Source organism: Bradyrhizobium septentrionale (assembly GCF_011516645.4).
In the GTDB taxonomy this organism is placed as follows: domain Bacteria; phylum Pseudomonadota; class Alphaproteobacteria; order Rhizobiales; family Xanthobacteraceae; genus Bradyrhizobium; species Bradyrhizobium septentrionale.
This window is the reverse complement of record NZ_CP088285.1, coordinates 6,192,539-6,213,248: the sequence shown is the minus strand read 5'-3', so window position 1 is coordinate 6,213,248 and position 20,710 is coordinate 6,192,539. Positions and strand designations below refer to the sequence as shown.

The window sequence follows — 20,710 nt, the reverse complement described above, 5'->3', positions numbered from 1 at the left end:
GTCCGCGATCAGGAGCGGCGTCGGCGACGGCGGCCCTGCGCAGTGCCCTGCTCCGGTCCGCGATCACCACCGGTCTCCTCCGTCGTTCGCTCGATCCGGACGACGGGAAGGATCAGCACGGTCCCCATGCCTTCGCCGGCAGCACCGGCCATGCTCGGCCGCCGCGCAGCCGCATCCGCCGGAAACTCAACGATGGTGCCCATGTTCCGTTCTCTCTGGCCCCGCACGGACATGATTTGCCCCGCGCCTGCCGAGTTAAGAACGCGCATGGTTAATGACATCTTAAGCCGCCGGCACGGACGGTTACGGATGTGGCGCTGTGCCTTAATGGACACGCGCAAATGCGAGCATTCGCCTTCACGGCTTGTTTTCCTTAACCGGCTCTTAAAACAGCCTGCGTAGGCTCGCCGTCACAAGGTTTTCAAACCGAATCTTACTGGCAAGTCGCGTACGCCCGAGATGAGCGCAGCTCCGTTATTTCCTGGTTTCGATGGGCTGATGACGCTCTCCCGCCGCGAGGGCGTCGACATCCGCCCGACGCTGCTGCGCGTCCTGACCGACCTCTATGTGCAGGCCAGCGCACACTCGACGGACGAGGAGCGCCAGTTCGTCGAGCTGACCTCGCGCCTGATCGACGAGGTCGACGACGCGACACGCGCCGCCGTGCGCGCGCGGCTTGCGATCTATCCGGCTACGCCCGCTGGGATCATGGACAAGCTCGGGCTGCGGCGCACTGGTCCGGACCAGCCGATGCCGGCTGCCCCTTCAATTCCCGCGCCCGCACCGTCCGCGCTGCCCGCCAAGATTCCGACCGAGGCCGAGCTGCGGATGGCGGCGAGCCTCGCGATGCGGCCGAACGATGCCGCCGAGATCTCCGACATGTTCTTTGCCGCCAACGCGAAGGAACGCGCGCAAATCCTGCACAATCTGCAGGAGACGCCGCTGAAGGCGGCGGCGCGGATTCCGGCCGCCCGCGCCGCGCGGGCGATCCATATCCTGGAGATGGCGGCGTTTGCCGAAGACATCGATAACTTCACGCTCGAGCTCGGCGAGGCGCTGATCCTGCCGTCGCGGATCGCTGCCGACGTGGTGAATGATTCCGGCGGCGAGCCGCTCGCCTGCGCGATGCGGGCGCTCGATGTGTCGAGCGCCGCGTTCCAGCGCATCCTGATGTTCCTCAATCCGGAAGCCGGCTCGTCGGTCAACTATGTCTACCGCCTGTCGCGGCTGTACGATCATCTGAGCGAGCGCTCGGCGCTGGTGATGCTGGCGGCGTGGCGCGGCTCGACCATGGCGGTGGCGCGCGCCAAGTATCGCTCGTCGCTCTATGACGATGAGCGTCACCGCGCGCGTGCAGCAGCCTCGCAGACGCGATCCGCGATGCAGCCCGCCGGCGCGCCCGCCATCCGTAACCACAAGTCCGGAAGCTAAAGCGCGATGATCGCGCTTTAGCTCTCTATCTTTGGGCATGATCTTTCCGGAAAACCGCGTCACACTTTTCCGGATCATGCCCTAGCTTTTCGCCAGATCGAGAAAGTGCCGCCCGGCGCGGTCCTCGGTCTCGACGATCCAGGCATCGGGATCGAAGCGGAGCTCCTTGGTCAAGCGCTCCTCGACCGAAGGCTCGGACACCGGCTGCGGTGCCGCCGGCACGAACAGCCGCTCGGCGGGACGGCTGTCGTCATAGACGGTCTGCGGCGCCGGCGCGTACAACATCGCGTTGCCGTCCATCAGCGCCACCTTAACGAAGACGGCACCGGCCTCCTCCGCGCCCTTCTTGCGGATCGCGCCGAACACGCCCTCGGTCTGGCAGCGGCGCAGATAGGCCGCGACCCAAATACTTGTTTTCAATCGCATGCGCAGACCTATAGGCCAGCGGCGTGACGCCGTCCAATCGCCGCACGCCAGACGGCGGGTTGACCGACGCGCCGGCCGCTCATATCCTCAGCTTGCGGTGCAAGCTGCGCCCGGGTCCACGGGAAGGGTTGAACCCACTTGCAACATTGAAGCGGCAAATCAAGCCTTTGTGCAGCCGGTTTTGTGGACCATCGGCGATTGATGCACGGAGGTTTCCATGGACCGATCGCGCGCGCGATTGAATCTCGAACATCTGAAGAAACAGGCCAAGGAGCTGATCCGCCTTTACCGGCGGCAGGCGCCGGAAGCTTACGCCCGCTTTCGGCATGCGCTTCCGGCCGCGGCCGGGCGCAGCGACGCCGACATCGCCGCACTCGATCTGCGGCTGCACGACGCGCAGTCCTGCGTGGCGCGCGATCTTGGTTTTGCGTCATGGCCGGATTTGCGGCGCTATATCGAGGCGCAATTGCCGCCCGGCAAAAGCAAGGACGATCGCGTGCGGCGATGGCTGCAGCTGGTCTATGCCGCCGACGTCGACGGCACCACCGATCGCGCCAATCCGCGCGTTGCGGTACGGATGCTCGCAGAGGATCCCGCTCTTGCCACCGATGATCCCTATCTCGCCTGCGCCATTGGCGATGAAGAAACGATACGGCGCACAGCAACCAGTGATCCCACATGGGTCAACCGTCCCGGCGGGCCCCTCAAGCTGCCACCGCTGGTCGCGGTCACGCATTCGAGCTTGCTGCAGATTCCGGAGTTTCAGCCGCGGCTGCATCGCTGCGCGCGCCTGCTGCTGCAGGCCGGCGCCGATCCCGACCAGCATATCGGCAGCCGCTGGCCGCCGGGATCGCTCGATGCGCCCGACGACGGCAATCCGCTGTCGGCACTGTATGGTGCCGCGGGGCGCAATCACGATCTCGAGCTGACCAGGCTTTTGCTCGAAGCGGGCGCCAATCCGAACGACAACGAATCGCTGTACCACTCGCTGGAAGGCTTCGTGACGACAGGCGTGTTGCTCGCGCATGGCCCGCGGATCGCCGGCACCAACGCGATGTACAAGGTGCTCGACGACGAGAACGTGGCGGCGCTCGAATTGCTGTTGCAGCATGGTGGAGATCCAAACGAACCCGCCCGCAATGCGCCCCTGACGGATTGCGGCTCGCCGCTGATGTGGGCGATCCGGCGGCGGCGGTCGCGGAACTGTATCGCGACCTTGCTCGACGCCGGCGCCGACCCGCACGTCACGACACCGGGCGGTCTCAGCGCCTACCGCTACGCATTGCAATTCGGACTGACCGAGGTCGCCGGGCTGCTGCGGGAGCGCAACGGTGCCGAGACGCTTGCCGATGACGAACGCTTCGTCGCAGCGTGCAGCAGTGGCGATGAGCGCGAGGCGCGGCGGATCCAGGCCAGCCGGCCCGACCTTCCCGGCACGCTTTCACCACAGCAATTGCGCCTGCTTCCGGAGCTCGCCGCGGCAGGTGGCGACGACGCGGTGCGGCTGATGGTCGAGTTGGGCTGGCCGATCACCGTGCGTGGCGGCGATTGGGATGCGTCGGCGCTCAATCACGCCGTGTTCCGCGGCAACGCCGCGCTGACGCGCTTCCTGCTCGAGCGCGGCGCGGAGTGGACCGAGCAGCACGGCTTTGGCGACAACGCCTCCGGCAGCCTTTCGTGGGCCTCCTGCAATGAGCCAGTCAGCGGCGGCGATTGGGTGGGCTGCGCGCACGCCCTGCTCGATCACGGCATGCCGCGCGCGGTTCCGGATCGCGACGATCCGGAATGGGTGCTGCTGGCCGGGCGGAAGAAGCTGTTCTCCGACGAGGTCAGGGACATTCTGCTGGGCGAAACACCCTAGCTCGTCATGGCCGGGCTTGACCCGGCCATCCACGTCTTCGCTTCAACAAGTCTAAAAGACGTGGATGCCCGGGACATAGGCGAGCGGAAGCGACGCCGTCCTTCGGACGGCTATGCCCGGGCATGACGAACACACTTTTTCAATGCCGTAGCGGAGAACTACTCGATCGAGTGTCCGATCATCACGCTGAGTTCGTGCACCAGGCGATCGGACATCTGCCCGGTCACCGGCAGCTTGCGGGCGCGCTCGAACTTCGCGATTGCAGTCTGCGTGTCCGCTCCGATCGTGCCGGTCGGCTTGAGCTGGCCGTAGCCATATTCGGTCAACGTACGCTGGACCGCCGCGATGCGCTTGCCGGCCGGGCTCAGATGCGCCGTCGGGATCGGTGCCGGCGGACGAATGACGCTCGACGGTGCGGCGGCTGGCGGCGCGGCGGTCGACTTCATCACCAGGCTCGCCATCGGATCGACCAGCTTCGCTTCAACCGGCTTGGGTTCGGCGGATCTTGCTTCAACGGGTTTGGATTCGACGGGCCTTGCTTCAACCGCTTTGGTCTCCAGCGGCTTCACCTCGACCGGCCTGGGCGGCTCCATGGCAGCGGCGGCCTCCGCCGGGCGCGGGCGCGGCAACGGACTGGCGGCCGCTACGGGCGGTGCCGGCGGCGGCAGCGTCACCACCGAACCGCCGAACATCGGCGACGGATGGCGGCCGGCCTGCAGGAACAGCGCATTGATCAGGATCGCAACGATGGCGGAAACGGCCAGCACGCCCGCGACGAGATCCTTCGGACTGTGCAGCAGCAGACGCAGCACGAGGCCACGTTCTTCCTCGGCCGCGATGGCCACTGCCTTGGCGCCGCGGCGACGGCGCGGCGTTTCATCGTCATCCAAAGTCTGTCTAGGCACTCTTCTTCACCTGATGGGTTTGCTCTTCTAATCCGGACCGCAGCGCGGGCTTGAGGGTCGAGACATTGCTGGACGGCTCGACCGCGGCCGGCGGGGTGAAAGCCAGCGGCAGCGCAACCGACACAATGGTGCCCTCGCCGACCTTGCTCTCCACGTTCATTTCGCCGTTATGCAGGCCGACCAGTCCCTTGACGATGGACAGGCCAAGGCCAGTGCCTTCGTGGCGGCGCTGATAGGTCTTGCCGGCCTGGAAGAACGGATCACCGATCCGCTTGAGGTCGTCAGCTGCGATGCCAACGCCGGTGTCCGAGACACGCAGCAGCAGGCGCGATCCCTCGACGCTGGCCGATACGGTCACCTTGCCGCCGCGCTCGGTGAACTTGATGGCATTGGAAACCAGATTGAGGACGATCTGCTTGAACGCGCGCGGATCGCCATTCACGATCGGCAGATCGTCGGGCACGCGGGTGACGAGGTCGACACCGCTCTCGCGTGCCTTCAGCGCCACCAGGTTGCAGCAATTGAGCAGCGCCGGCCGCGGCGCAAACGGCTCCGGCGAGATCTCGAAATTGCCGGACTCCATCTTCGACATGTCGAGGATGCCGTTGACGACGGACAACAGGTGCTGGCCGGAGTCGTTGATGAGCTGCGCGTATTCCTTGCGGCGCGCCGCATCGAGCCCGAGCACGTCTTCCTGCGCGATCATCTCGGAGAAGCCGATGATGGCATTGAGCGGCGTCCGCAGTTCGTGGCTCATGGTGGCGAGGAAGCGCGTCTTCGAGGCGTCGGCCTGCTCGGCCGCGTTGCGCGCTTGTTCCAGCGCCTGCTCCTGCACCTTGCGATCGGTGACATCGCGGATCACCGCAACGACCTCGGCATCGGCGGCGGTCTGATCGAGCGGGCGGCAGCGCATCTCGGCCCAGATGAATTCGGCGGTCTCGCCGCGCGCGGCGTCGCGGCGCACCCGGAACTCGACGCTGCGCGACTCGCCGCGAGCCGCGTCCGACAGCGCGGTGAGATAGGCCGGGCGATCGGCGACATGAACGCGGTCGAACAGGCCGTGGCCCAACAGCCGCGATGCCGGCACGCCGAGCATGATCTCGGCCGCAGGCGAAATGAAGCGCACCGCGCCATTGCGGCTGTGCCGCGACAGCACGTCGCTCATGTTGTGCGCGAGCAGGCGGTAGCGTTCTTCCTCGACATAGAGCAGCGCCACGCTGGTGCGCGCCAGCGATTCCGCGCCGAAGGCCAGCCCGGCCGCATAGAAGATCGCCGACACGACGCCGAACCCGATCAGCGTGCTGTTGGTCGCGACCGCGGGATCGGCGAACGGCAGCAGGTGATAATGGCCGAGCATGCTGAGCAACGCCGCGCAGATCATCGCCAGCGCGAACGCAAAGGCGACCACACGCCGCGAGGCCGACAATGCGGCCTCGATCGGAATCACGACGAGCCAAACCGTGGCGAACGACGCGATGCCACCGGTGGACGCCGCGATCATCATTACGAGACCCGCGAGCGCCAGCGACGACAGCACGTGCGCGCCTTCATAGCGGCCGGTGCGCGACAGGAACCATGACAGCAGGATCGGCGCGATCAGCCAGGCAAATGCCGCGACCTCGATGGCTGTGGGCGCACCGCGCATCGCCAGGAAGGCCGGAAAGGAAGCCAGCGCCGCCAGGCTGCCGAGCAGCCGCGGCGCCATGAAGGCACGATGGCGCGCACGCGTCAGCGCATCATATTGCGCCGACGGATGCAGCAGCGCATCCAGGCAATCGCGGATCAGACTCAAACTACTCACAGCACTCGCGCTTCGGCTTAGTCGTCAGACAGACGCGCCGGAACGCCTCCTTGGTGATTGCAGGCCAACGTGTCAGAGCGAACTTAAGCGAACGCTAAGGCTCGGCGGCCTGCCGCCAAACACCGTGCATTGGCGAGGCTTGACGCAGCCATTCAGAGCCCATTTGTCGGGGATGGTGAACGACTGGTTTCCGGATGCGACAATCTATGGTTTCGAAAGGGTGGATGCGGCGCAATCTGCGCATTCGGCGCGCACATGCAGCCATCAATCGAAAATTTACGGCGAATCAATTCAGGCGGATTTACCGCGATTTTTCGGCGGATTTACTTCAATGCGGATACTTCCGGTTTATCGACCGCTGCTAAGCCTGAGGGCAACAGCGGCATCGACCGCCCAAGAAGCAAAAGACAAGATAGACGACCGGGATCGCGCCATGTTCTTCCTGCTGCGTTTGGCATTCTGGCTCGGGCTTGTGCTCGTGCTGCTGCCGAGAGACAAAACACCAGAAGCGGACAAGGTGCCGCAGATCAACGCGTCGGACGCGGTGTCGGCCGCGACGGCAACGATCAACGACATGGGTCAGTTCTGCAAGCGCCAGCCTTCCGCCTGCGAAGTCGGCGGCCAGGCCGCGACCGCGATCGGTCAGCGCGCAACCGACGGCGCGCGCAAGCTCTACCAGATCATCACCGACAAGAAGCCGCCGGACCACACCGGCTCGATCGGCGGCGACGATACCGCGTCCGCCCTTGCCGCATCCCGCGACACGCTGACCGCTGACGATCAGACGATCGAATTCCGCCTGCCGCCGACGCCGTGAGCGGAAAATAACAGCGTTTTCGACCGAAGTGGGTACCGGTTCGCGTCAAGAAGACAGGTCGAAACAATAATAGCCGCGGAACCGGTTCCATTTTCGTCGCTTTCGCGGCCCGCCTTCCCTATATAAGCCGTTAAGGATAGGACGCGGGCCACGATGACGACGATCGACGAAATCAGGGACAATTTTGCGCTGCTGGACGAGTGGGACGACCGCTACCGCTACGTCATCGAGCTCGGCCGCACGCTCGAGCCATTGTCGGAAGCGGAGCACTCGGCCCAGAACAAGGTGCAGGGCTGCGTCAGCCAGGTCTGGCTGTCGAAACGGGTCGAGCGCGACGGCAATGGCGAACCCCGCCTGATCTATGTCGGCGACAGCGATGCCCACATCGTGCGCGGCCTGGTCGCGATCGTGCTAACGCTGTTTTCCGGGCATACGCCGAAGGACATCCTCGCCACCGATGCGCTCGCGCTGTTCGACGAGTTCGGCTTCCGCGACCATCTGACGCCGCAGCGCTCCAACGGTCTCCGCTCGATGGTCGATCGCATCCGCAACGATGCGCGCGAGGCGCTGGCGTCGGCCGCGTAAACCCCTACTTCCGCTTCCGGGTCTGCTGGCCCAGTCCCATCTTCTTGGCGAGTTGCGACCGCGCCACCGCGTAGTTCGGCGCCACCATCGGATAATCGGCCGGCAGCCCCCATTTGTCGCGATATTGCTCCGGCGTCATGTTGTACTGGGTGCGCAGATGGCGCTTGAGCGACTTGAAGCGCTTGCCGTCTTCGAGACACACCAGATATTCCGGCGTGATCGACTTCTTCATCGACACCGCAGGCTTGGCCGGCTCGCTCGGCGTGTCGCTGCGCCCGCTCGACACCCGCAGCAAGGCGGCGTGGACCTGGCTGATCAGGTTCGGAATATCCGAGGCCGGCGTCGGATTGTTGCTGAGATAGGCCGAAACGATGTTTGCGGTCAGCTCGACCGGCGTCTTGCCTGACATATCGGACATGGCTCAATCTTCCCCGTGCTAGCGACGGCCCGGCGCCCACCGGACAGTATCCATGTGCAGCAATACATAAATGGAATCGCGTACTACTTGGCGAATATGGGCGGATTGCAGCAAACTTGACAAGAACGGCCGAATTTTAGGCTTCGCGCCGGCCGCTCGCAAGTATTGGCGCGGATCTACGGCCGCTGCTCGAGATGCGACCTGAGCTCGTCGATCGAGGCGAACCGCATCATGCCCTCGGGCATCTGCGCTTCGATCGATCCGTCCGAATAGAGCGAATAGGCCATGCCGTCGACGACGCCCGATTTGAGCACGGTGACCGGGGGCTGCTCCTGCGGCGCCGGCGGATGGCCTGATGACGGCGACGGCGCGGCGGCGGCCGACTGGGTCTCGCCGAAGGTGGACGGCCGGGGCGTACGCCGCGGGGCGACATCGACCGATCTCGGCCGCTCGGCCTTCGGCCAGGCATCATCGAAGGTTGCCGGCGCAGGCTCGGCCGCAGCGGCCGGATTCGGACGCAGTTCCGGCGACAACAGATCCGGCGTGAGCGGCTCGGCAGCACGCCCCTGGGTTCTGTCGCGCTCCTTCCGCGAGGACGAGAACAGCAGGTTGCGCCGCTTGGGCGGCCCTTCGCCGTCCGCGGGAGTTGTGCCCGACACGGGAGGAGGCACCTCGCCCGACGCGCCACCGCGCTGGGGGATTTCGTCGTGCCACGGCGGCGGCGCCGCGGGCGCGGATGGCTGGACCGATGGAGCCAGCGGCGGAGGCGCCGCGACCTTTGGCTCACGCGGCGGCGGGAACACCGGATCGTCGGGAGCGTTGCGCGGGGAAGTTGCAGACGGCGACGGACCCCCGGAACGGATACCCGTGGCAACAACCGCGTCGAGCCGGTCGCCCATGGCCTGGAGCTCGCGCACGACCGCGGCGAGGCCCAGCACGATCGCCCCCGTGCACACGGCGGTCACGCCCGTCATGATCAACGTGCCGCCGACGCTGAATTCCTTGTAGGGAATTCCGAAGCCGACCGCCGCCAAGCCTGCCAAAACCAGGCCCGCGCCGACGACCAACAGACCAACCTTCATCGAACTAACCCCCGGGAGACCCAACCGAAAATCGGCGCGAGCCACCGACGCCACGATACCGTCATAGTGCCCACACCGCCAACCGCCAATTGTAGACAGAAGTTCCCTAAAATCCCGCTTAACCGGCGCTGCGCGCGGCAGATCGCGCTCACGACGACTGCGCCGCAGCACGGCTCCCGTAAATTTACTGACGACGAATTGCTGCCAATATATTGCAATGCATCTGGGAAATTACGCCACATTTACCAATTACTTGGAAACGGAACTGCGCTATGGATGCCGGGGAATGAGGCCCTAAAGCGCCAAACAGGGCCACAGGCACGCCGGTACCACTAGCTATGTCATCGATTACGACGTCTGCATTCGAGGCGCCTGCGCGGCGCTCGATGGAGAAGACCTGCGACGATCTCGCATTCCTCGTCCTCGGCGTGGTCGCCGTGGTCGCCGGTCTCACATTCCGCGATTACGGCCTGGGCTGGGACGACTACACCCACGCTGAATACGCCGACCTGCTGCTGCGCATGTACGGGTCCGGGTTCAAGGACACCGGCGCGCTGTCGTTTGCCAACCTCTATATGTACGGCGGCGGCTTCGACATGGCTGCGGCGCTGCTGCACAAGATCATCCCGCTCGAACTGTTCGAGACGCGCCGCCTGCTCGGCGCGATCGTCGGCGTGATCGGCCTCGCCGTAACCTGGCGCCTGGCGCGCCGCGTCGGCGGTCCGCTGGCGGGACTGGCGGCGCTCTTGCTGCTGGCGCTGTGCCCGACCTTCTACGGCCACATGTTCATGAATCCGAAGGATGCGCCGTTCGCCGTAGCGATGGTGATCCTGATCATGGGCCTCGTCCGCCTGATGGAAGAATATCCGGCGCCCTCGCCACGTACGATCCTGATCGTGGGCTTAGGGGCCGGCCTGTCGATCGGCTGCCGCGTCCTCGGCGGCCTCGCATTGATCTACGCCGTCGTCGGCTTCGCTCCGCTGTGGATCGAGGAACTCCGCAAGCAGGGCGCGCGCGAGGCGACCCATCGCTTTGCCCATGTCATCTATGTGCTGCTGCCGGGGCTTGTGTTCGGCTATCTCGTGATGGGCCTGATCTGGCCGTGGTCGATCATGGAGCCCGGGCATCCGTTCGAAGCGGTGACCTATTTCTCGCACTTCTTCGAGAAGCCGTGGAAGGAGATGTTCGACGGCGCGCTGGTGTCGGTGCCGGACATGCCGTGGTCCTATCTGCCCACCCTGTTCGCGCTGCAGCTGCCCGAAGTGCTGCTGGTGCTGCTGACCGCAGGCGTTGTCATGACCTTCATGTCGCTGTCGCGCAATGATGTGCCGGCGAAGCGCAAGTCGATCATGCTGATGCTGACGCTGGCGGCGACGCTGCCGCTGGTGATCGCGATGGTGAAGCGGCCGGCGCTCTACAACGGCATCCGCCATTTCATCTTCGTGATCCCGCCGATGGCGGTGCTCGCCGGCGTCGCATTCGCCCGCGGCATGGACTGGCTCGGCGAGAACCGCCGCGCCTGGCAGCCTGCGGCGCTCGCCGTGTTCGCGTTCGGCCTGCTGCTGCCGCTCAGCGAAATGATCCGCCTGCATCCCTATCAGTACACGCACTTCAACCACATCGCCGGCACGGTGCGGACCGCCGACAACTTCTTCATGCTGGACTATTGGGGCCTGGCGCTGAAGCAGGCGTCCGACGGACTGCGTGAGCAGCTGGCGGAGCGGCAGGAAGTGCCGCCGCAGCATCGCAAGTGGAAGGTCGCGGTGTGCGGACCGCAACGCCCCGCGCAGGTCGCGCTCGGGCCCGACTTCACGATCGGCTGGGACAGCAATGCCGCCGACTTCGCCATGACGCTCGGCGAATTCTACTGCAAGGGCCTCACCGCCCCTGTGATGGTCGAGATCAAGCGCGACGATGTCGTGTTCGCCCGCGTCTACGACATCCGCGGCCGCAGCATCTCGAGCCTGCTGGCGATCCCGGCGCCGTAGCGCACGATAACCAGGACCGCCTAGAGCGTTTTCGAGCGAAGTGGACACCGGTTCGCGTGAAGAGAACGCGTCAAAACAAAAAGCTAGAGCTCGGTTCTGATTCAATCAGAACCGAGCTCTAGCCTCGCGTGGCACGTTTTGTCGTGCCGGCCTTCGAAGCCGAAGCCGTCGCCTTCCGCGCCTGCTCGATCAGCAGCTGCGCCGCCGGATGAAGCAACCGGCGCTTCAGCGTGACAATGGCGACCGGCAAGGGCTTTCCGAGCGACACCGGCAAGCCCGTTAGTGACCAGCGTTCGGCATTGAACTGCAGCAATGAAGCCGGCACCGGTGTAAGATACTGACCGGTCGCCATCAGCTGCATGCGCAACTGCATCGAATAGGTCGTGACGCCCAATCGCGGCACCGGAAGTCCCTGCGCGCTGAACGCGCCGCTCACGAGGTCGCGCACCGCCGTACCCGGCGGCGCAAGAATCCAGGATTCATCGGTCAGATCCCCGAGGGTGAGCTGCCTGCGCCGGGCGAGACGATGGTTCGTGCCGGCGGCAACCACGATTGGCTCGTCATAGAGAACGTCGACCTTCAGATCGTCGTCGCGCACCGGGCCGGAGATACGACCAAGCATCATGTCGACCTTGCGCTCGCGCAACTCGCGAAATTCCATCGCAGCCGTATTCGCCTCGAGGACGTGAATGACAATGCGCGGATACTGCTCGGCGAGTCCGGCAATGACGGCCGAAAGAAGCCCGCCGGAGATATAGGATTCCGACGTTCCGACCCATACCTCGCCCTTGCCGGGATCGGACAGAAACTCGATATCCTTGATGCCCTGCGCCAGCGCGTCGAACGCCTCGGTGCCGCGCCGGAGCAGCGCCTCGCCATAGGCGGTCGGCGACACACCGCGCGGTGAACGGTCGAGCAAGCGGACACCGAGCGCGGCTTCGAGATCCGCGATGGCCTGCGAGATCGCCGGCTGGGTGAGCCGAAGCTCCGCAGCCGCCTTCGCCATGCTGCCAAGCTTGGTGACCGACGCCAGCACATGCAGGTCGCGCAGCCGAAGCCGGCGGCCGATACGCTGTTCCCAATCCGTGAGTTTCCCAACCATCAGATATTATTATACCCCTATGCGATATTTCGCCATTCTGATTATAGCCCTGTGGCACCAAGGTGACGGCCGTTGAGCACCAACATGCTCGCCCCTCTCGACGGAGACCGCCATGACACCGACTTCGAAATTCGCGTGCGTCACTTCCGCGGCCGTGAGCCTCGGCTTCCTCGCGTTGTCCGGCCTGCACGCACAAGGCACGGCTTCTGCGCCCGCCTATGTCGTCAACGAGGTCGACGTGACCGATCAGGCGGGCTTTGCCACTTACGCCAAGCGGCAGGGCGAACTGATCGACAAATTCGGCGGCCGCTTCCTAGCGCGCGGCGGGAAGGCCGAAGCCGTCGCCGGAACTCCGCTGCCGCATCGTATTACGATCTATCTCTTCGACAGCCTGGCGAAGGCGCAGGCTTGGCACGATGCGCCTGAGCAAGCGGAGCTCGCGGCGATCCGCGACAAAGCCTCGAACTTCCGGTCCTTCATTGTCGAGGGCTGCTCGGCCTGCAAGCCGCCGGCCAGCTGACGATGATCCGGGGGCCGTCGACCAGACGGCCCCGTTGCGCGGGAGCAGCACAATGTCTGATCTGAAGCCCCTCGCTATCGAGAGACTGACGGGCGACAGCGCAATATCCATTGCGGTGATCGAGCGGGAGTTGGGTTTCCTGCCTGACCTGATGCGCGTGCTCTCGCATTCGCGGGCGGCCCTGCACGGCTACCTCGCACTGCGCGCCGCCTTGAAGGGCGGAGTGCTGCCGGCAGCCTTGCGCGAACGGATCGCCATTGCGGTCGCCAACACAAACGGTTGCAACTCCTGCCTTGTCAACCACCGCCACCTTGCGCGTTGCGCCGACGTCAGCGATCAGGAGCTCGATGCGGCAACAGCATTCGGCTCGCGGGACCGGGCTGCGGCCGCGGTCTTGCGGTTCACCAAGGCCGTGATTGCTGCGCGCGGCGGTGTCGATGCCGTGGAGTTCGCGGCCGTCCGCGACGCGGGATTCGGCAACGCCGAGATCGTCGAGATCGCTACGGTGATCGGCGCGAACATGCTGGCGAACTTCGTCAACAATCTCGCACATTCCGCGCAAAACGCTGCCGACGCATGACTGCCACCCCGCCCGTGCCTTGCTGGGGAAAGCACACGGGGCTATCCTTCCCAGAGAAGCAGTATTCACGGGAGACCCCACATGTCGCCGGCCGAAGCACGCTTGAAGGAAATTCCGTCCGGCATGACGGACGCGGAGTGGCAACAGCGGATCAATCTCGCCGCCTGCTACCGGCTGGTCGCGCTCTACGGCTGGGACGATCTGGTCGATACCCACATTTCGGCCCGCGTGCCCGGACCCGAGCATCACTTCCTGATCAACCCCTACGGTCTGATGTTCGACGAGATCACCGCCTCCAGCCTGGTCAAGGTCGACCTCGACGGCAACCAGCTCTCGCAGAGCGACTACAGCATCAACCCGGCCGGCTTCACCATCCATTCGGCGATCCACGAGGTGCGCGAGGACGCCGGCTGCGTGCTCCATCTGCACACCGTCGACGGCACCGCGGTGTCGTCGAGCCCGGAGGGACTGCTGCCGCTGAACCAGACCGCGCAGCTCGTCACCCACGACCTCGCCTATCACGACTATGAAGGCATCGCGCTCGATCACGACGAGCGCCCGCGCCTGCAGCGCGATCTCGGCGGCAAGAACCACATGCTGCTGCGCAATCACGGCACGCTGACGGTCGGCCGCTCGGTCGCCTCCGCCTTCGAGCGGATGTACCATTTGGAGCGTGCCTGCTCGATGCAAGTGGCGACCCGCGCACTTGGCCCGATCGCCTATCCGGTCGAGGCGGAGGCGATCGACAAGAACACCGAGCTCTTGTCCAACCCGGACCGCGCCGAACTGCGTTCGACCCAGCTCGTCTGGCCGCCGCTGCTGCGCAAGCTCGACCGGGTGAACCCCGGCTACCGCGATTGAAATTTCACAATCTTCGGGTAAACTGTTCGCCAACACCCTCTGCACGTTCGGAATCAAAACGCCGCCCAATTCCGGGCGGCGTTTTTACGTGCGGGGCGCCTCGCGCTATTTGGCGTCGGCGAACGCCGCCAGAATCCGCGCCCAGGAGCGGATGCCCTTGTGGTAGCTCTTGAGGTCGTACTTCTCGTTCGGCGAATGGATGTTGTCGTCGTCGAGCCCGAAGCCGACCAGCACGCTGTCGAGGCCGAGCGTGCGCTTGAAGTCGGCGACGATCGGGATCGAGGCGCCGGAGCCGACCAGCAGCGCCTCCTTGCCCCATTCATCGGTCAGCGCGCGGCGGGCGGCCGCGAGCGGCTTCATGTTCCAGTCGAGCGCGATCGCCGGCGCTGAGGAATGATCGGTGAACTCGGCCTTGCAGTCCGCCGGCACGCGCGCCTTCACGTAATCGCGGAACGCCTGGCGGATCTTCTCGGGATTCTGTCCCTCGACCAGGCGGAACGAGACTTTCGCCGACGCCTCGGCCGGGATCACCGTCTTCGAGCCCTCGCCGGTGTAGCCGCCGATGATGCCGTTGATGTCGCAGGTCGGGCGCGAGGAGACCTGCTCGATCAGGAGCCGGTCCTTTTCGCCGGCCGGCAGCGCGAGGCCGATCGGCTTGAGGAAACTGTCCGGCGTCAAATTGAGCTGCTTCCACTGCGCCAGAATGTCCGGCGGCAGATCCTTCACGCCGTCATAGAAGCCGGGAATGGTGATGTGGCCGTTCTCGTCATGCAGGCCGCCGAGGATCCGCGTCAGCACGCGGATCGGGTTCTGCGCGCCGCCGCCGAACACGCCGGAATGCAGGTCGCGATTGGCGGCCTTGATCTTGACCTCGTCATAGACCAGGCCGCGCAGCGAGGTGGTGATCGCCGGCGTGTTGGGGTCCCACATGCCGGTGTCGCAGACCAGTGCGAAGTCGGCCTTGAGGTCATCCTTGTTCGCCTCCAGGAACGGCACGAAATTCTTCGAGCCGATTTCCTCCTCGCCCTCGATGACGATGGTGATGTCGACCGGCAGCGATCCCGTCACGTTCTTCCAGGCGCGGCATGCCTCGACAAAGGTCATCAGTTGTCCCTTGTCGTCCTCGGCACCGCGCGCAACAATGATCTTGCGCCCGTCGGCATGGTCGGTCACCACAGGCTCGAACGGCGGACGGTGCCAGAGATTCAGGGGATCGACCGGCTGCACGTCGTAATGGCCGTAGAACAGCACATGCGGACGGCCGTCGGTCGAGCCGTTCAGCTTGCCGACCACGGCCGGATGGCCCGCCGTCGGCCGCACCTCGGTCTTGAAGCCGAGGGTTGCGATATCCTTGGCGAGATGATCGGCGGCCGCCTTGCAGTCATTGGCGAAGGCCGGATCGGCCGAGATCGATTTGATCCGCAGGAGCGTGAACAGCCGCTCCAGACTGTTGTCGAAATCGGCGTCGATGCGGTCGAGGACGGGCTGCAGCTTGGCATTGGACATCGCGGATATCCTATTGGTTGGACGTTGCGCCAACTTGTAGCGCGCCGGCCGCCTAAGGCAAAGCCGCTCGCCCGCCCCACGCGGAGCGCCGCGACGCTATCGGCGCAGAATTCCGCCGAGCGCACCGCGCACCAGGGCGCGGCCGATCGACCCGCCGACCGAACCGCCGACCGACTTGCCGAGATCGGCGACCACGCCGCCGATCACCTTGTCGGTCACCGAGCGCGTGACGTTGCGCGCGATCACCTGTCCGGTCGAGAGCCGGCCGCGCTTGACATTGGTGCCGAAGATCGTGGCCGCGATCGAGCCGATCTGGCCGAGGATGCCGCCCCCTCCGCCGCCATCGCCACCATCCGCCGGCGCAGCCGCCGTCCCGGCAAGCCGCTTCTGGATGATCTCGTAGGCGGATTCGGCGTCAACAGCGGTGTCGTATTTGCCCTTCACCGGGCTCGCATCCATGATCGCCTTGCGCTCCTCCGGCGTGATCGGCCCGATCCGTGCCGACGGCGGCCGCACCATGATGCGCTCGACCATCGACGGCGTGCCGCCGCCTTCGAGGAACGACACCAGCGCCTCGCCCTTGGCGAGCTCCATGATCACCCGCGCGGTGTCGAGCTTCGGATTGGGGCGAAAGGTCTGGGCGGCCGCGGCGACCGCCTTCTGGTCGCGCGGCGTGAAGGCGCGCAGCGCGTGCTGCACACGGTTGCCGAGCTGCGCCAGCACCTTCTCCGGCACGTCAATCGGATTCTGCGTGACGAAATAGACACCGACGCCCTTGGAACGGATCAGACGCACCACCTGCTCGATCTTGTCCATCAGCGCCTTCGGCGCGTCGGTGAACAACAGATGCGCCTCGTCGAAGAAGAACACCAGCTTCGGCTTCGGCAGGTCGCCCGCCTCCGGCAATTCCTCGAACAATTCCGAGAGCATCCAGAGCAGGAACGTGGCGTAAAGCCGCGGGCTCTGCATCAGCTTGTCGGCGACGAGGATGTTAACCATGCCGCGGCCGTCGCGGTCGGTGCGCATGAAATCCTTCAGCGTCAGCGCCGGCTCGCCGAAGAACTTCGCGCCGCCCTGGTTCTCGAGCACCAGGAGCTGACGCTGGATCGTTCCGACCGTCGCCTTGGAGACATTGCCGTAGCTCTGGGCCGCCTTGCGGATCGGCGCCAGCGGATCTTCCTCGTCGTCGGCAGCCTTCTTGCTGCCGTCGGGCGCGATCGCATCCAGAAGCGCACGCAGATCCTTCATGTCGATCAGCGTGAGGCCGTTCTCGTCGGCGACGCGGAAGGCGACATTGAGCACGCCCTCCTGCACATCGTTCAGGTCGAGCATCCGCGACAGCAACAGCGGTCCCATCTCGGTGACGGTGGCGCGCACCGGATGGCCCTGCTCGCCGAACACGTCCCAGAACACGGTCGAGAACTGATCCGGCTGGAACGTCAGCCCCATGTCCTTGGCGCGTTTGACGATGAAGTCCTTGGCCTCGCCGGCTTCGGAGATACCGGAGAGATCGCCCTTGATGTCGGCTGCGAAAACCGGAACGCCGGCGCGCGCAAATCCTTCGGCCATGACTTGCAGCGAGACGGTCTTGCCGGTTCCGGTTGCGCCGGTGACAAGGCCATGCCGGTTGGCCAGCGCCAGCGTCAGCCACGCGGTCTCCTCGCCCTTGCCGATAAAAATCTTCTCGTCCGTATCGGCCAATGTGTTGTCGGAGGTCGCCATCGCTTCGCCTCTTCGCGCAGATTAGATTGGTTCGATGTCGAACCCGGTTCGATGTGTCGAACCTATGCCATCATATTGCATCTTGCAGGTCGATTGAAACCATCGACGCGTACCGACGTACATCGTCGCTTCACCAGTTCCTCATACTTTATTCCCGGCCAAGTGACGAAAGGCATTGCGCATTGCGACAAGATAGTGTGAATCCGCCGCTCACTCTTGCAGCGAGGCAACAGTCACGGCGCGATCGAAAAAGAAAACGAACTGAAATGCGCGGATCGCTTGAATTTCGTGACACAGGCGCTCAAGATAAATCCTCAAGAACGATCCGGCTAAAGCCGGTTGAGGCGGGGCAATATGGACGAATTGGTTGGACGGCTGGCCGCGAAGGCCGGCATCGATGGTGCTGTCGCTGAAAAAACCATCGGCATCGTTCTGGGTTTCCTCCGTAACGAGGGACCTTCCGACAAGGTCCAGGCTCTGATCGACCAAATCCCCGGCGCCGAAGCGGCAATTGCCACCGCTAACAACAGCGGTGGTCTATCGCGGTTGATGGGTGGCGGGCTGATGGCCGTCGGCACCCGGCTGATGGCGCTCGGATTGAGCATGAGTGAGATACAGAACGTCGCGCGTGAACTTTTTAGGTTTGGCCGCGACAAAATCGGAGCGGATCAAATGGGCGAGATCATCTCGGGGACGCCGGGCCTCAGCCAGTTCGCCTGAAGCATTTTCCCAACGCCTTTTGCGCGTGCGCTCCCTTCTACCTGCATACGAGTATCATGACATACCCCCTCTCCGAGATCGATGGCCTGTCCGCCTATTGCGCCAACAAACTGAAATCGCAGGGTATCCGCACGACCGAAGCGCTGCTTGAAGCCGCCCGCACCGTCAAGGGACGCAAGGAGCTGTCCGCCAAGACCGGGATCAGCGAACAGCAACTGCTCGAGTGGGCCAACATCTCCGACTACATGCGGATTCCCGGCATGGGCAAGGCGAAGGTCGGGCTGGTCCGAGCAGCCGGCGTCACCACGGTGCGCGAGCTCGCCCACCGCAACCCGTCGCGGCTGGCGCAGAGCATGAAGGACGCCAATGTGCGACGGAAGCTCGTCCGCGTGATGCCGTCGGAGAAATCGGTCGAGTTGCTGATCGAGCAGGCACGCAAGCTGCCTCCCAAAATCACCTATTAGCCTTTCTTAAAGGCATCCCGCGGCCGCGCGCGCCACGCATCCCTGCGACATCTTGACTTGCCGCTGCGGTCAGCGCAAAGCCACCGCATGGCGACCAAGCCCATAGCATCGGCGGGGGCCGGCACAGCCGCATCAGCGGTGCTGCCGGCGCTGTTGTCGATGCCCTATCCGGCCGTGATGGGCATCCTGAACGTGACGCCGGATTCATTCTCCGACGGCGGACAGTTCGTCGCACCCGAGCAGGCGCTGGCGCAGGCCCGCAGGCTGGTCACCGAGGGCGCCGACATCATCGACATCGGCGCGGAATCCACCCGTCCCTATGGTTCGCAACCGGTCTCCGCCGATGCCGAAATGGCGCGGCTGAAGCCGGTGCTGGCCGGGGTGATCGCGCTCGGCGTGCCGGTCTCGATCGACAGCATGAAATCGGAGGTCGTGGCCTGGGCGCTCGACCAGGGCGCTGCGATCGCCAACGACGTCTGGGGCCTGCAGCGCGATGCCGGCATGGCGCCGCTGGTCGCCGCCCGCGGCGTGCCCGTGATCATCATGCACAATCGCGAGCAGGCCGATCCGGCGATCGACATCATGCGCGATATCACCGCCTTCTTCGAACGCTCGCTCGAGATTGCCGCGCGTGCCGGCATTGCCGACGACCGGATCGTGCTCGATCCCGGCATCGGTTTCGGCAAGACGCCGGAGCAGAGCATGATGGCGTTGGCGCGGCTTGCCGAGCTCGACTGCTTCGGCCTGCCGGTGCTGGTCGGCGCCTCGCGCAAGCGCTTCATCAGCACGGTCGTGCCCTCGGAGCCGCAACAGCGGATCGGCGGCTCGATCGCCGCGCACCTGATCGCCGTGCAGAATGGCGCGCGCATCATCCGCGCGCATGACGTCGCGGAAACCGTTCAGGCGCTGCGGGTGGCCGCAGCAATCAAGGGACAGCAATGACCGACACGATCTTCATCACCGGGATCGTCATCCATGCCCGCCATGGTGTGTTGGAACATGAGACCGAGGTCGGACAGCGCTTCGTGATCGATCTCGAGCTCTACACCGACCTCTCGGAATCCTCGCGCACCGACCGCCTCTCCGACACGGTCTCCTATTCCAACGTGGTGGCGACCGCGACCTCGGCATTCAAGAACACCAATTACAAGCTGCTCGAGCGCGCCGCCGGCGCGGTGGCCGACGACATCCTGGCCACCTTCCCGCGCGTCAGGGCGGTGAAGGTCACCGTGCACAAGCCGCATGCGCCGATCGCCGCGATCTTCGACGATGTCGGCGTGGTGCTGACCCGCTCGCGCCATCCGCCGCCGCATTCACCGCCCCATGGGTGATCCCCGATGGCTGATGTCCTGATCGCACTCGGCGGCAATGTCGGCGACGTCCGCGCGACGTTTCGCAAGGCGATCGCCAATATCTGCGGCATGACGCAGGCCGCGCTGTTGGCGCGCTCGTCGGATTATTCGACGCCGCCCTGGGGCGATCAGCAGCAGGACAGCTTCATCAATGCCTGCATCGAGATCGAGACCAGCCTCGATCCGCATGCGCTGCTGTTCACGCTGCACAAGATCGAAACCAAGTTCGGCCGCGACCGAAAGAACGAGCAGCGCTGGGGCCCGCGCACCCTCGACCTCGACCTGATCGCCTATGACGACGTCACGCTGAACAAGCCGGAACTGACGCTGCCGCACCCGCGCCTGTTCGAGCGCGCCTTCGTGCTGGTGCCGCTGGCCGAGATCGTTCCGGACCGCATCATCGCCGGGCGCCGCGTCGCGGACGCGCTGGCCGAGGTCTCCGCCGACGGTATTTTCCGTCTAGCGGACCTCGATTAAAGCCAAACCACCGCAAACAACCGTTTGGCTTGGCCGCCCGCCCGTGGCAATTTCCGGCCAAATCAAGGGACCCCCTCGCGGGGCCGGTGAAG

22 protein-coding genes are annotated in these 20,710 nt (G+C 64.9%); 13 read left to right on the top strand and 9 right to left on the bottom strand.

All coding sequences use genetic code 11. The annotated features are described in order from the left end of the window. Positions 1 to 8: 8 nt before the first annotated feature. Complete coding sequence (locus HAP48_RS31305) at positions 9 to 203, bottom strand: hypothetical protein (protein WP_029082055.1); 195 nt, start codon at positions 201 to 203, stop codon at positions 9 to 11. Between the two features lie 295 nt (positions 204 to 498). Here HAP48_RS31305 and HAP48_RS31300 point away from each other — a divergent pair, with 295 nt between their 5' ends. Beyond that, positions 499 to 1,431: a DUF2336 domain-containing protein gene (locus HAP48_RS31300; protein WP_224496688.1), complete on the top strand. Its 933-nt coding sequence runs from the start codon at positions 499 to 501 to the stop codon at positions 1,429 to 1,431. An 81-nt stretch (positions 1,432 to 1,512) separates the two neighbouring features. On the opposite strand, the gene HAP48_RS31295 is transcribed toward HAP48_RS31300, so the two are convergent. Continuing rightward, positions 1,513 to 1,857, bottom strand: coding sequence for a DUF1491 family protein (locus HAP48_RS31295; protein WP_166203769.1), 345 nt, complete (start codon positions 1,855 to 1,857; stop codon positions 1,513 to 1,515). Between the two features lie 217 nt (positions 1,858 to 2,074). Here HAP48_RS31295 and HAP48_RS31290 point away from each other — a divergent pair, with 217 nt between their 5' ends. Beyond that, complete coding sequence (locus tag HAP48_RS31290; RefSeq protein WP_166203768.1) at positions 2,075 to 3,718, top strand: ankyrin repeat domain-containing protein; 1,644 nt, start codon at positions 2,075 to 2,077, stop codon at positions 3,716 to 3,718. A 158-nt stretch (positions 3,719 to 3,876) separates the two neighbouring features. Here HAP48_RS31290 and HAP48_RS31285 read toward each other — a convergent pair whose 3' ends face one another. Continuing rightward, positions 3,877 to 4,623 carry a peptidoglycan-binding domain-containing protein gene (locus tag HAP48_RS31285; protein WP_224496687.1) on the bottom strand — a complete coding sequence of 249 codons (747 nt, stop codon included), beginning with the start codon at positions 4,621 to 4,623 and terminating at the stop codon, positions 3,877 to 3,879. Next, on the bottom strand, positions 4,616 to 6,424 hold the full coding sequence (locus HAP48_RS31280) for a PAS domain-containing sensor histidine kinase (protein WP_166203767.1): 1,809 nt from the start codon (positions 6,422 to 6,424) through the stop codon (positions 4,616 to 4,618). Before HAP48_RS31280 ends, HAP48_RS31285 begins: the two co-directional genes overlap by 8 nt. 433 nt (positions 6,425 to 6,857) lie before the next feature. On the opposite strand from HAP48_RS31280, the gene HAP48_RS31275 reads away from it, so the two are divergent. Together HAP48_RS31275 and HAP48_RS31270 are read left to right on the top strand one after the other, a co-directional pair. Next, positions 6,858 to 7,241: a DUF5330 domain-containing protein gene (locus tag HAP48_RS31275; protein WP_166215313.1), complete on the top strand. Its 384-nt coding sequence runs from the start codon at positions 6,858 to 6,860 to the stop codon at positions 7,239 to 7,241. A 153-nt stretch (positions 7,242 to 7,394) separates the two neighbouring features. Continuing rightward, on the top strand, positions 7,395 to 7,826 hold the full coding sequence (locus HAP48_RS31270) for a SufE family protein (RefSeq protein ID WP_166203766.1): 432 nt from the start codon (positions 7,395 to 7,397) through the stop codon (positions 7,824 to 7,826). A 4-nt stretch (positions 7,827 to 7,830) separates the two neighbouring features. Here HAP48_RS31270 and HAP48_RS31265 read toward each other — a convergent pair whose 3' ends face one another. Both HAP48_RS31265 and HAP48_RS31260 read right to left on the bottom strand, forming a co-directional pair. Beyond that, complete coding sequence (locus HAP48_RS31265) at positions 7,831 to 8,244, bottom strand: Ros/MucR family transcriptional regulator (RefSeq protein ID WP_166203765.1); 414 nt, start codon at positions 8,242 to 8,244, stop codon at positions 7,831 to 7,833. A gap of 176 nt (positions 8,245 to 8,420) precedes the next feature. After that, positions 8,421 to 9,326: a DUF308 domain-containing protein gene (locus HAP48_RS31260; RefSeq protein WP_166203764.1), complete on the bottom strand. Its 906-nt coding sequence runs from the start codon at positions 9,324 to 9,326 to the stop codon at positions 8,421 to 8,423. Between the two features lie 338 nt (positions 9,327 to 9,664). On the opposite strand from HAP48_RS31260, the gene HAP48_RS31255 reads away from it, so the two are divergent. Beyond that, positions 9,665 to 11,314: a glycosyltransferase family 39 protein gene (locus tag HAP48_RS31255; protein ID WP_166203763.1), complete on the top strand. Its 1,650-nt coding sequence runs from the start codon at positions 9,665 to 9,667 to the stop codon at positions 11,312 to 11,314. 118 nt (positions 11,315 to 11,432) lie between these two features. On the opposite strand, the gene HAP48_RS31250 is transcribed toward HAP48_RS31255, so the two are convergent. Then, entirely contained in the window at positions 11,433 to 12,416 is a 984-nt protein-coding gene (locus HAP48_RS31250; RefSeq protein WP_166203762.1) for a LysR family transcriptional regulator, read from the bottom strand. Positions 12,417 to 12,528: 112 nt separating this feature from the next. Between HAP48_RS31250 and HAP48_RS31245 the strand changes: the two genes are divergently transcribed. The 3 genes from HAP48_RS31245 (at position 12,529) to HAP48_RS31235 (ending at position 14,377) form a co-directional block, all read left to right on the top strand. Beyond that, on the top strand, positions 12,529 to 12,936 hold the full coding sequence (locus tag HAP48_RS31245; RefSeq protein ID WP_166203761.1) for a DUF1330 domain-containing protein: 408 nt from the start codon (positions 12,529 to 12,531) through the stop codon (positions 12,934 to 12,936). A 52-nt stretch (positions 12,937 to 12,988) separates the two neighbouring features. Next, positions 12,989 to 13,516, top strand: coding sequence for a carboxymuconolactone decarboxylase family protein (locus HAP48_RS31240; protein ID WP_176399243.1), 528 nt, complete (start codon positions 12,989 to 12,991; stop codon positions 13,514 to 13,516). Between the two features lie 81 nt (positions 13,517 to 13,597). Next, positions 13,598 to 14,377: a class II aldolase/adducin family protein gene (locus HAP48_RS31235; RefSeq protein WP_166203759.1), complete on the top strand. Its 780-nt coding sequence runs from the start codon at positions 13,598 to 13,600 to the stop codon at positions 14,375 to 14,377. Positions 14,378 to 14,482: 105 nt separating this feature from the next. Here HAP48_RS31235 and HAP48_RS31230 read toward each other — a convergent pair whose 3' ends face one another. Further along, positions 14,483 to 15,883, bottom strand: coding sequence for a M20/M25/M40 family metallo-hydrolase (locus HAP48_RS31230; protein WP_166203758.1), 1,401 nt, complete (start codon positions 15,881 to 15,883; stop codon positions 14,483 to 14,485). A 96-nt stretch (positions 15,884 to 15,979) separates the two neighbouring features. Continuing rightward, positions 15,980 to 17,605: a helicase HerA-like domain-containing protein gene (locus HAP48_RS31225; RefSeq protein WP_166203757.1), complete on the bottom strand. Its 1,626-nt coding sequence runs from the start codon at positions 17,603 to 17,605 to the stop codon at positions 15,980 to 15,982. Between the two features lie 354 nt (positions 17,606 to 17,959). On the opposite strand from HAP48_RS31225, the gene HAP48_RS31220 reads away from it, so the two are divergent. From HAP48_RS31220 to folK, 5 genes are all read left to right on the top strand, one after another. Continuing rightward, the gene (locus HAP48_RS31220; RefSeq protein WP_029082072.1) at positions 17,960 to 18,325 is read left to right on the top strand and encodes a hypothetical protein; all 366 of its coding nucleotides are present in this window, start codon (positions 17,960 to 17,962) and stop codon (positions 18,323 to 18,325) included. A 56-nt stretch (positions 18,326 to 18,381) separates the two neighbouring features. Beyond that, positions 18,382 to 18,789 carry a DUF4332 domain-containing protein gene (locus HAP48_RS31215; RefSeq protein ID WP_166203756.1) on the top strand — a complete coding sequence of 136 codons (408 nt, stop codon included), beginning with the start codon at positions 18,382 to 18,384 and terminating at the stop codon, positions 18,787 to 18,789. An 87-nt stretch (positions 18,790 to 18,876) separates the two neighbouring features. Then, positions 18,877 to 19,731: a dihydropteroate synthase gene (gene folP / locus HAP48_RS31210; protein ID WP_166203755.1), complete on the top strand. Its 855-nt coding sequence runs from the start codon at positions 18,877 to 18,879 to the stop codon at positions 19,729 to 19,731. Then, positions 19,728 to 20,120 (top strand): dihydroneopterin aldolase, encoded by a 393-nt coding sequence (gene folB / locus HAP48_RS31205; RefSeq protein WP_166203754.1) that lies wholly within the window; start codon positions 19,728 to 19,730, stop codon positions 20,118 to 20,120. Before folP ends, folB begins: the two co-directional genes overlap by 4 nt. Positions 20,121 to 20,126: 6 nt before the next feature. Further along, the gene (folK, locus tag HAP48_RS31200) at positions 20,127 to 20,618 is read left to right on the top strand and encodes a 2-amino-4-hydroxy-6-hydroxymethyldihydropteridine diphosphokinase (RefSeq protein WP_029082076.1); all 492 of its coding nucleotides are present in this window, start codon (positions 20,127 to 20,129) and stop codon (positions 20,616 to 20,618) included. Positions 20,619 to 20,710: the final 92 nt, after the last annotated feature.

Excerpts from the sequence above, each read along its gene's own strand:
- HAP48_RS31305 (WP_029082055.1), bottom strand. The coding sequence starts at position 203 with ATGGGCACCATCGTTGAGTTTCCGGCGGATGCGGCTGCGCGGCGGCCG.
- HAP48_RS31300 (WP_224496688.1), top strand. The coding sequence starts at position 499 with ATGACGCTCTCCCGCCGCGAGGGCGTCGACATCCGCCCGACGCTGCTG.
- HAP48_RS31295 (WP_166203769.1), bottom strand. The coding sequence starts at position 1,857 with ATGCGATTGAAAACAAGTATTTGGGTCGCGGCCTATCTGCGCCGCTGC.
- HAP48_RS31290 (WP_166203768.1), top strand. The coding sequence starts at position 2,075 with ATGGACCGATCGCGCGCGCGATTGAATCTCGAACATCTGAAGAAACAG.
- HAP48_RS31275 (WP_166215313.1), top strand. The coding sequence starts at position 6,858 with ATGTTCTTCCTGCTGCGTTTGGCATTCTGGCTCGGGCTTGTGCTCGTG.
- HAP48_RS31270 (WP_166203766.1), top strand. The coding sequence starts at position 7,395 with ATGACGACGATCGACGAAATCAGGGACAATTTTGCGCTGCTGGACGAG.
- HAP48_RS31265 (WP_166203765.1), bottom strand. The coding sequence starts at position 8,244 with ATGTCCGATATGTCAGGCAAGACGCCGGTCGAGCTGACCGCAAACATC.
- HAP48_RS31260 (WP_166203764.1), bottom strand. The coding sequence starts at position 9,326 with ATGAAGGTTGGTCTGTTGGTCGTCGGCGCGGGCCTGGTTTTGGCAGGC.
- HAP48_RS31255 (WP_166203763.1), top strand. The coding sequence starts at position 9,665 with ATGTCATCGATTACGACGTCTGCATTCGAGGCGCCTGCGCGGCGCTCG.
- HAP48_RS31250 (WP_166203762.1), bottom strand. The coding sequence starts at position 12,416 with ATGGTTGGGAAACTCACGGATTGGGAACAGCGTATCGGCCGCCGGCTT.
- HAP48_RS31245 (WP_166203761.1), top strand. The coding sequence starts at position 12,529 with ATGACACCGACTTCGAAATTCGCGTGCGTCACTTCCGCGGCCGTGAGC.
- HAP48_RS31240 (WP_176399243.1), top strand. The coding sequence starts at position 12,989 with ATGTCTGATCTGAAGCCCCTCGCTATCGAGAGACTGACGGGCGACAGC.
- HAP48_RS31235 (WP_166203759.1), top strand. The coding sequence starts at position 13,598 with ATGTCGCCGGCCGAAGCACGCTTGAAGGAAATTCCGTCCGGCATGACG.
- HAP48_RS31230 (WP_166203758.1), bottom strand. The coding sequence starts at position 15,883 with ATGTCCAATGCCAAGCTGCAGCCCGTCCTCGACCGCATCGACGCCGAT.
- HAP48_RS31225 (WP_166203757.1), bottom strand. The coding sequence starts at position 17,605 with ATGGCGACCTCCGACAACACATTGGCCGATACGGACGAGAAGATTTTT.
- HAP48_RS31220 (WP_029082072.1), top strand. The coding sequence starts at position 17,960 with ATGGACGAATTGGTTGGACGGCTGGCCGCGAAGGCCGGCATCGATGGT.
- HAP48_RS31215 (WP_166203756.1), top strand. The coding sequence starts at position 18,382 with ATGACATACCCCCTCTCCGAGATCGATGGCCTGTCCGCCTATTGCGCC.
- folP (WP_166203755.1), top strand. The coding sequence starts at position 18,877 with ATGGCGACCAAGCCCATAGCATCGGCGGGGGCCGGCACAGCCGCATCA.
- folB (WP_166203754.1), top strand. The coding sequence starts at position 19,728 with ATGACCGACACGATCTTCATCACCGGGATCGTCATCCATGCCCGCCAT.
- folK (WP_029082076.1), top strand. The coding sequence starts at position 20,127 with ATGGCTGATGTCCTGATCGCACTCGGCGGCAATGTCGGCGACGTCCGC.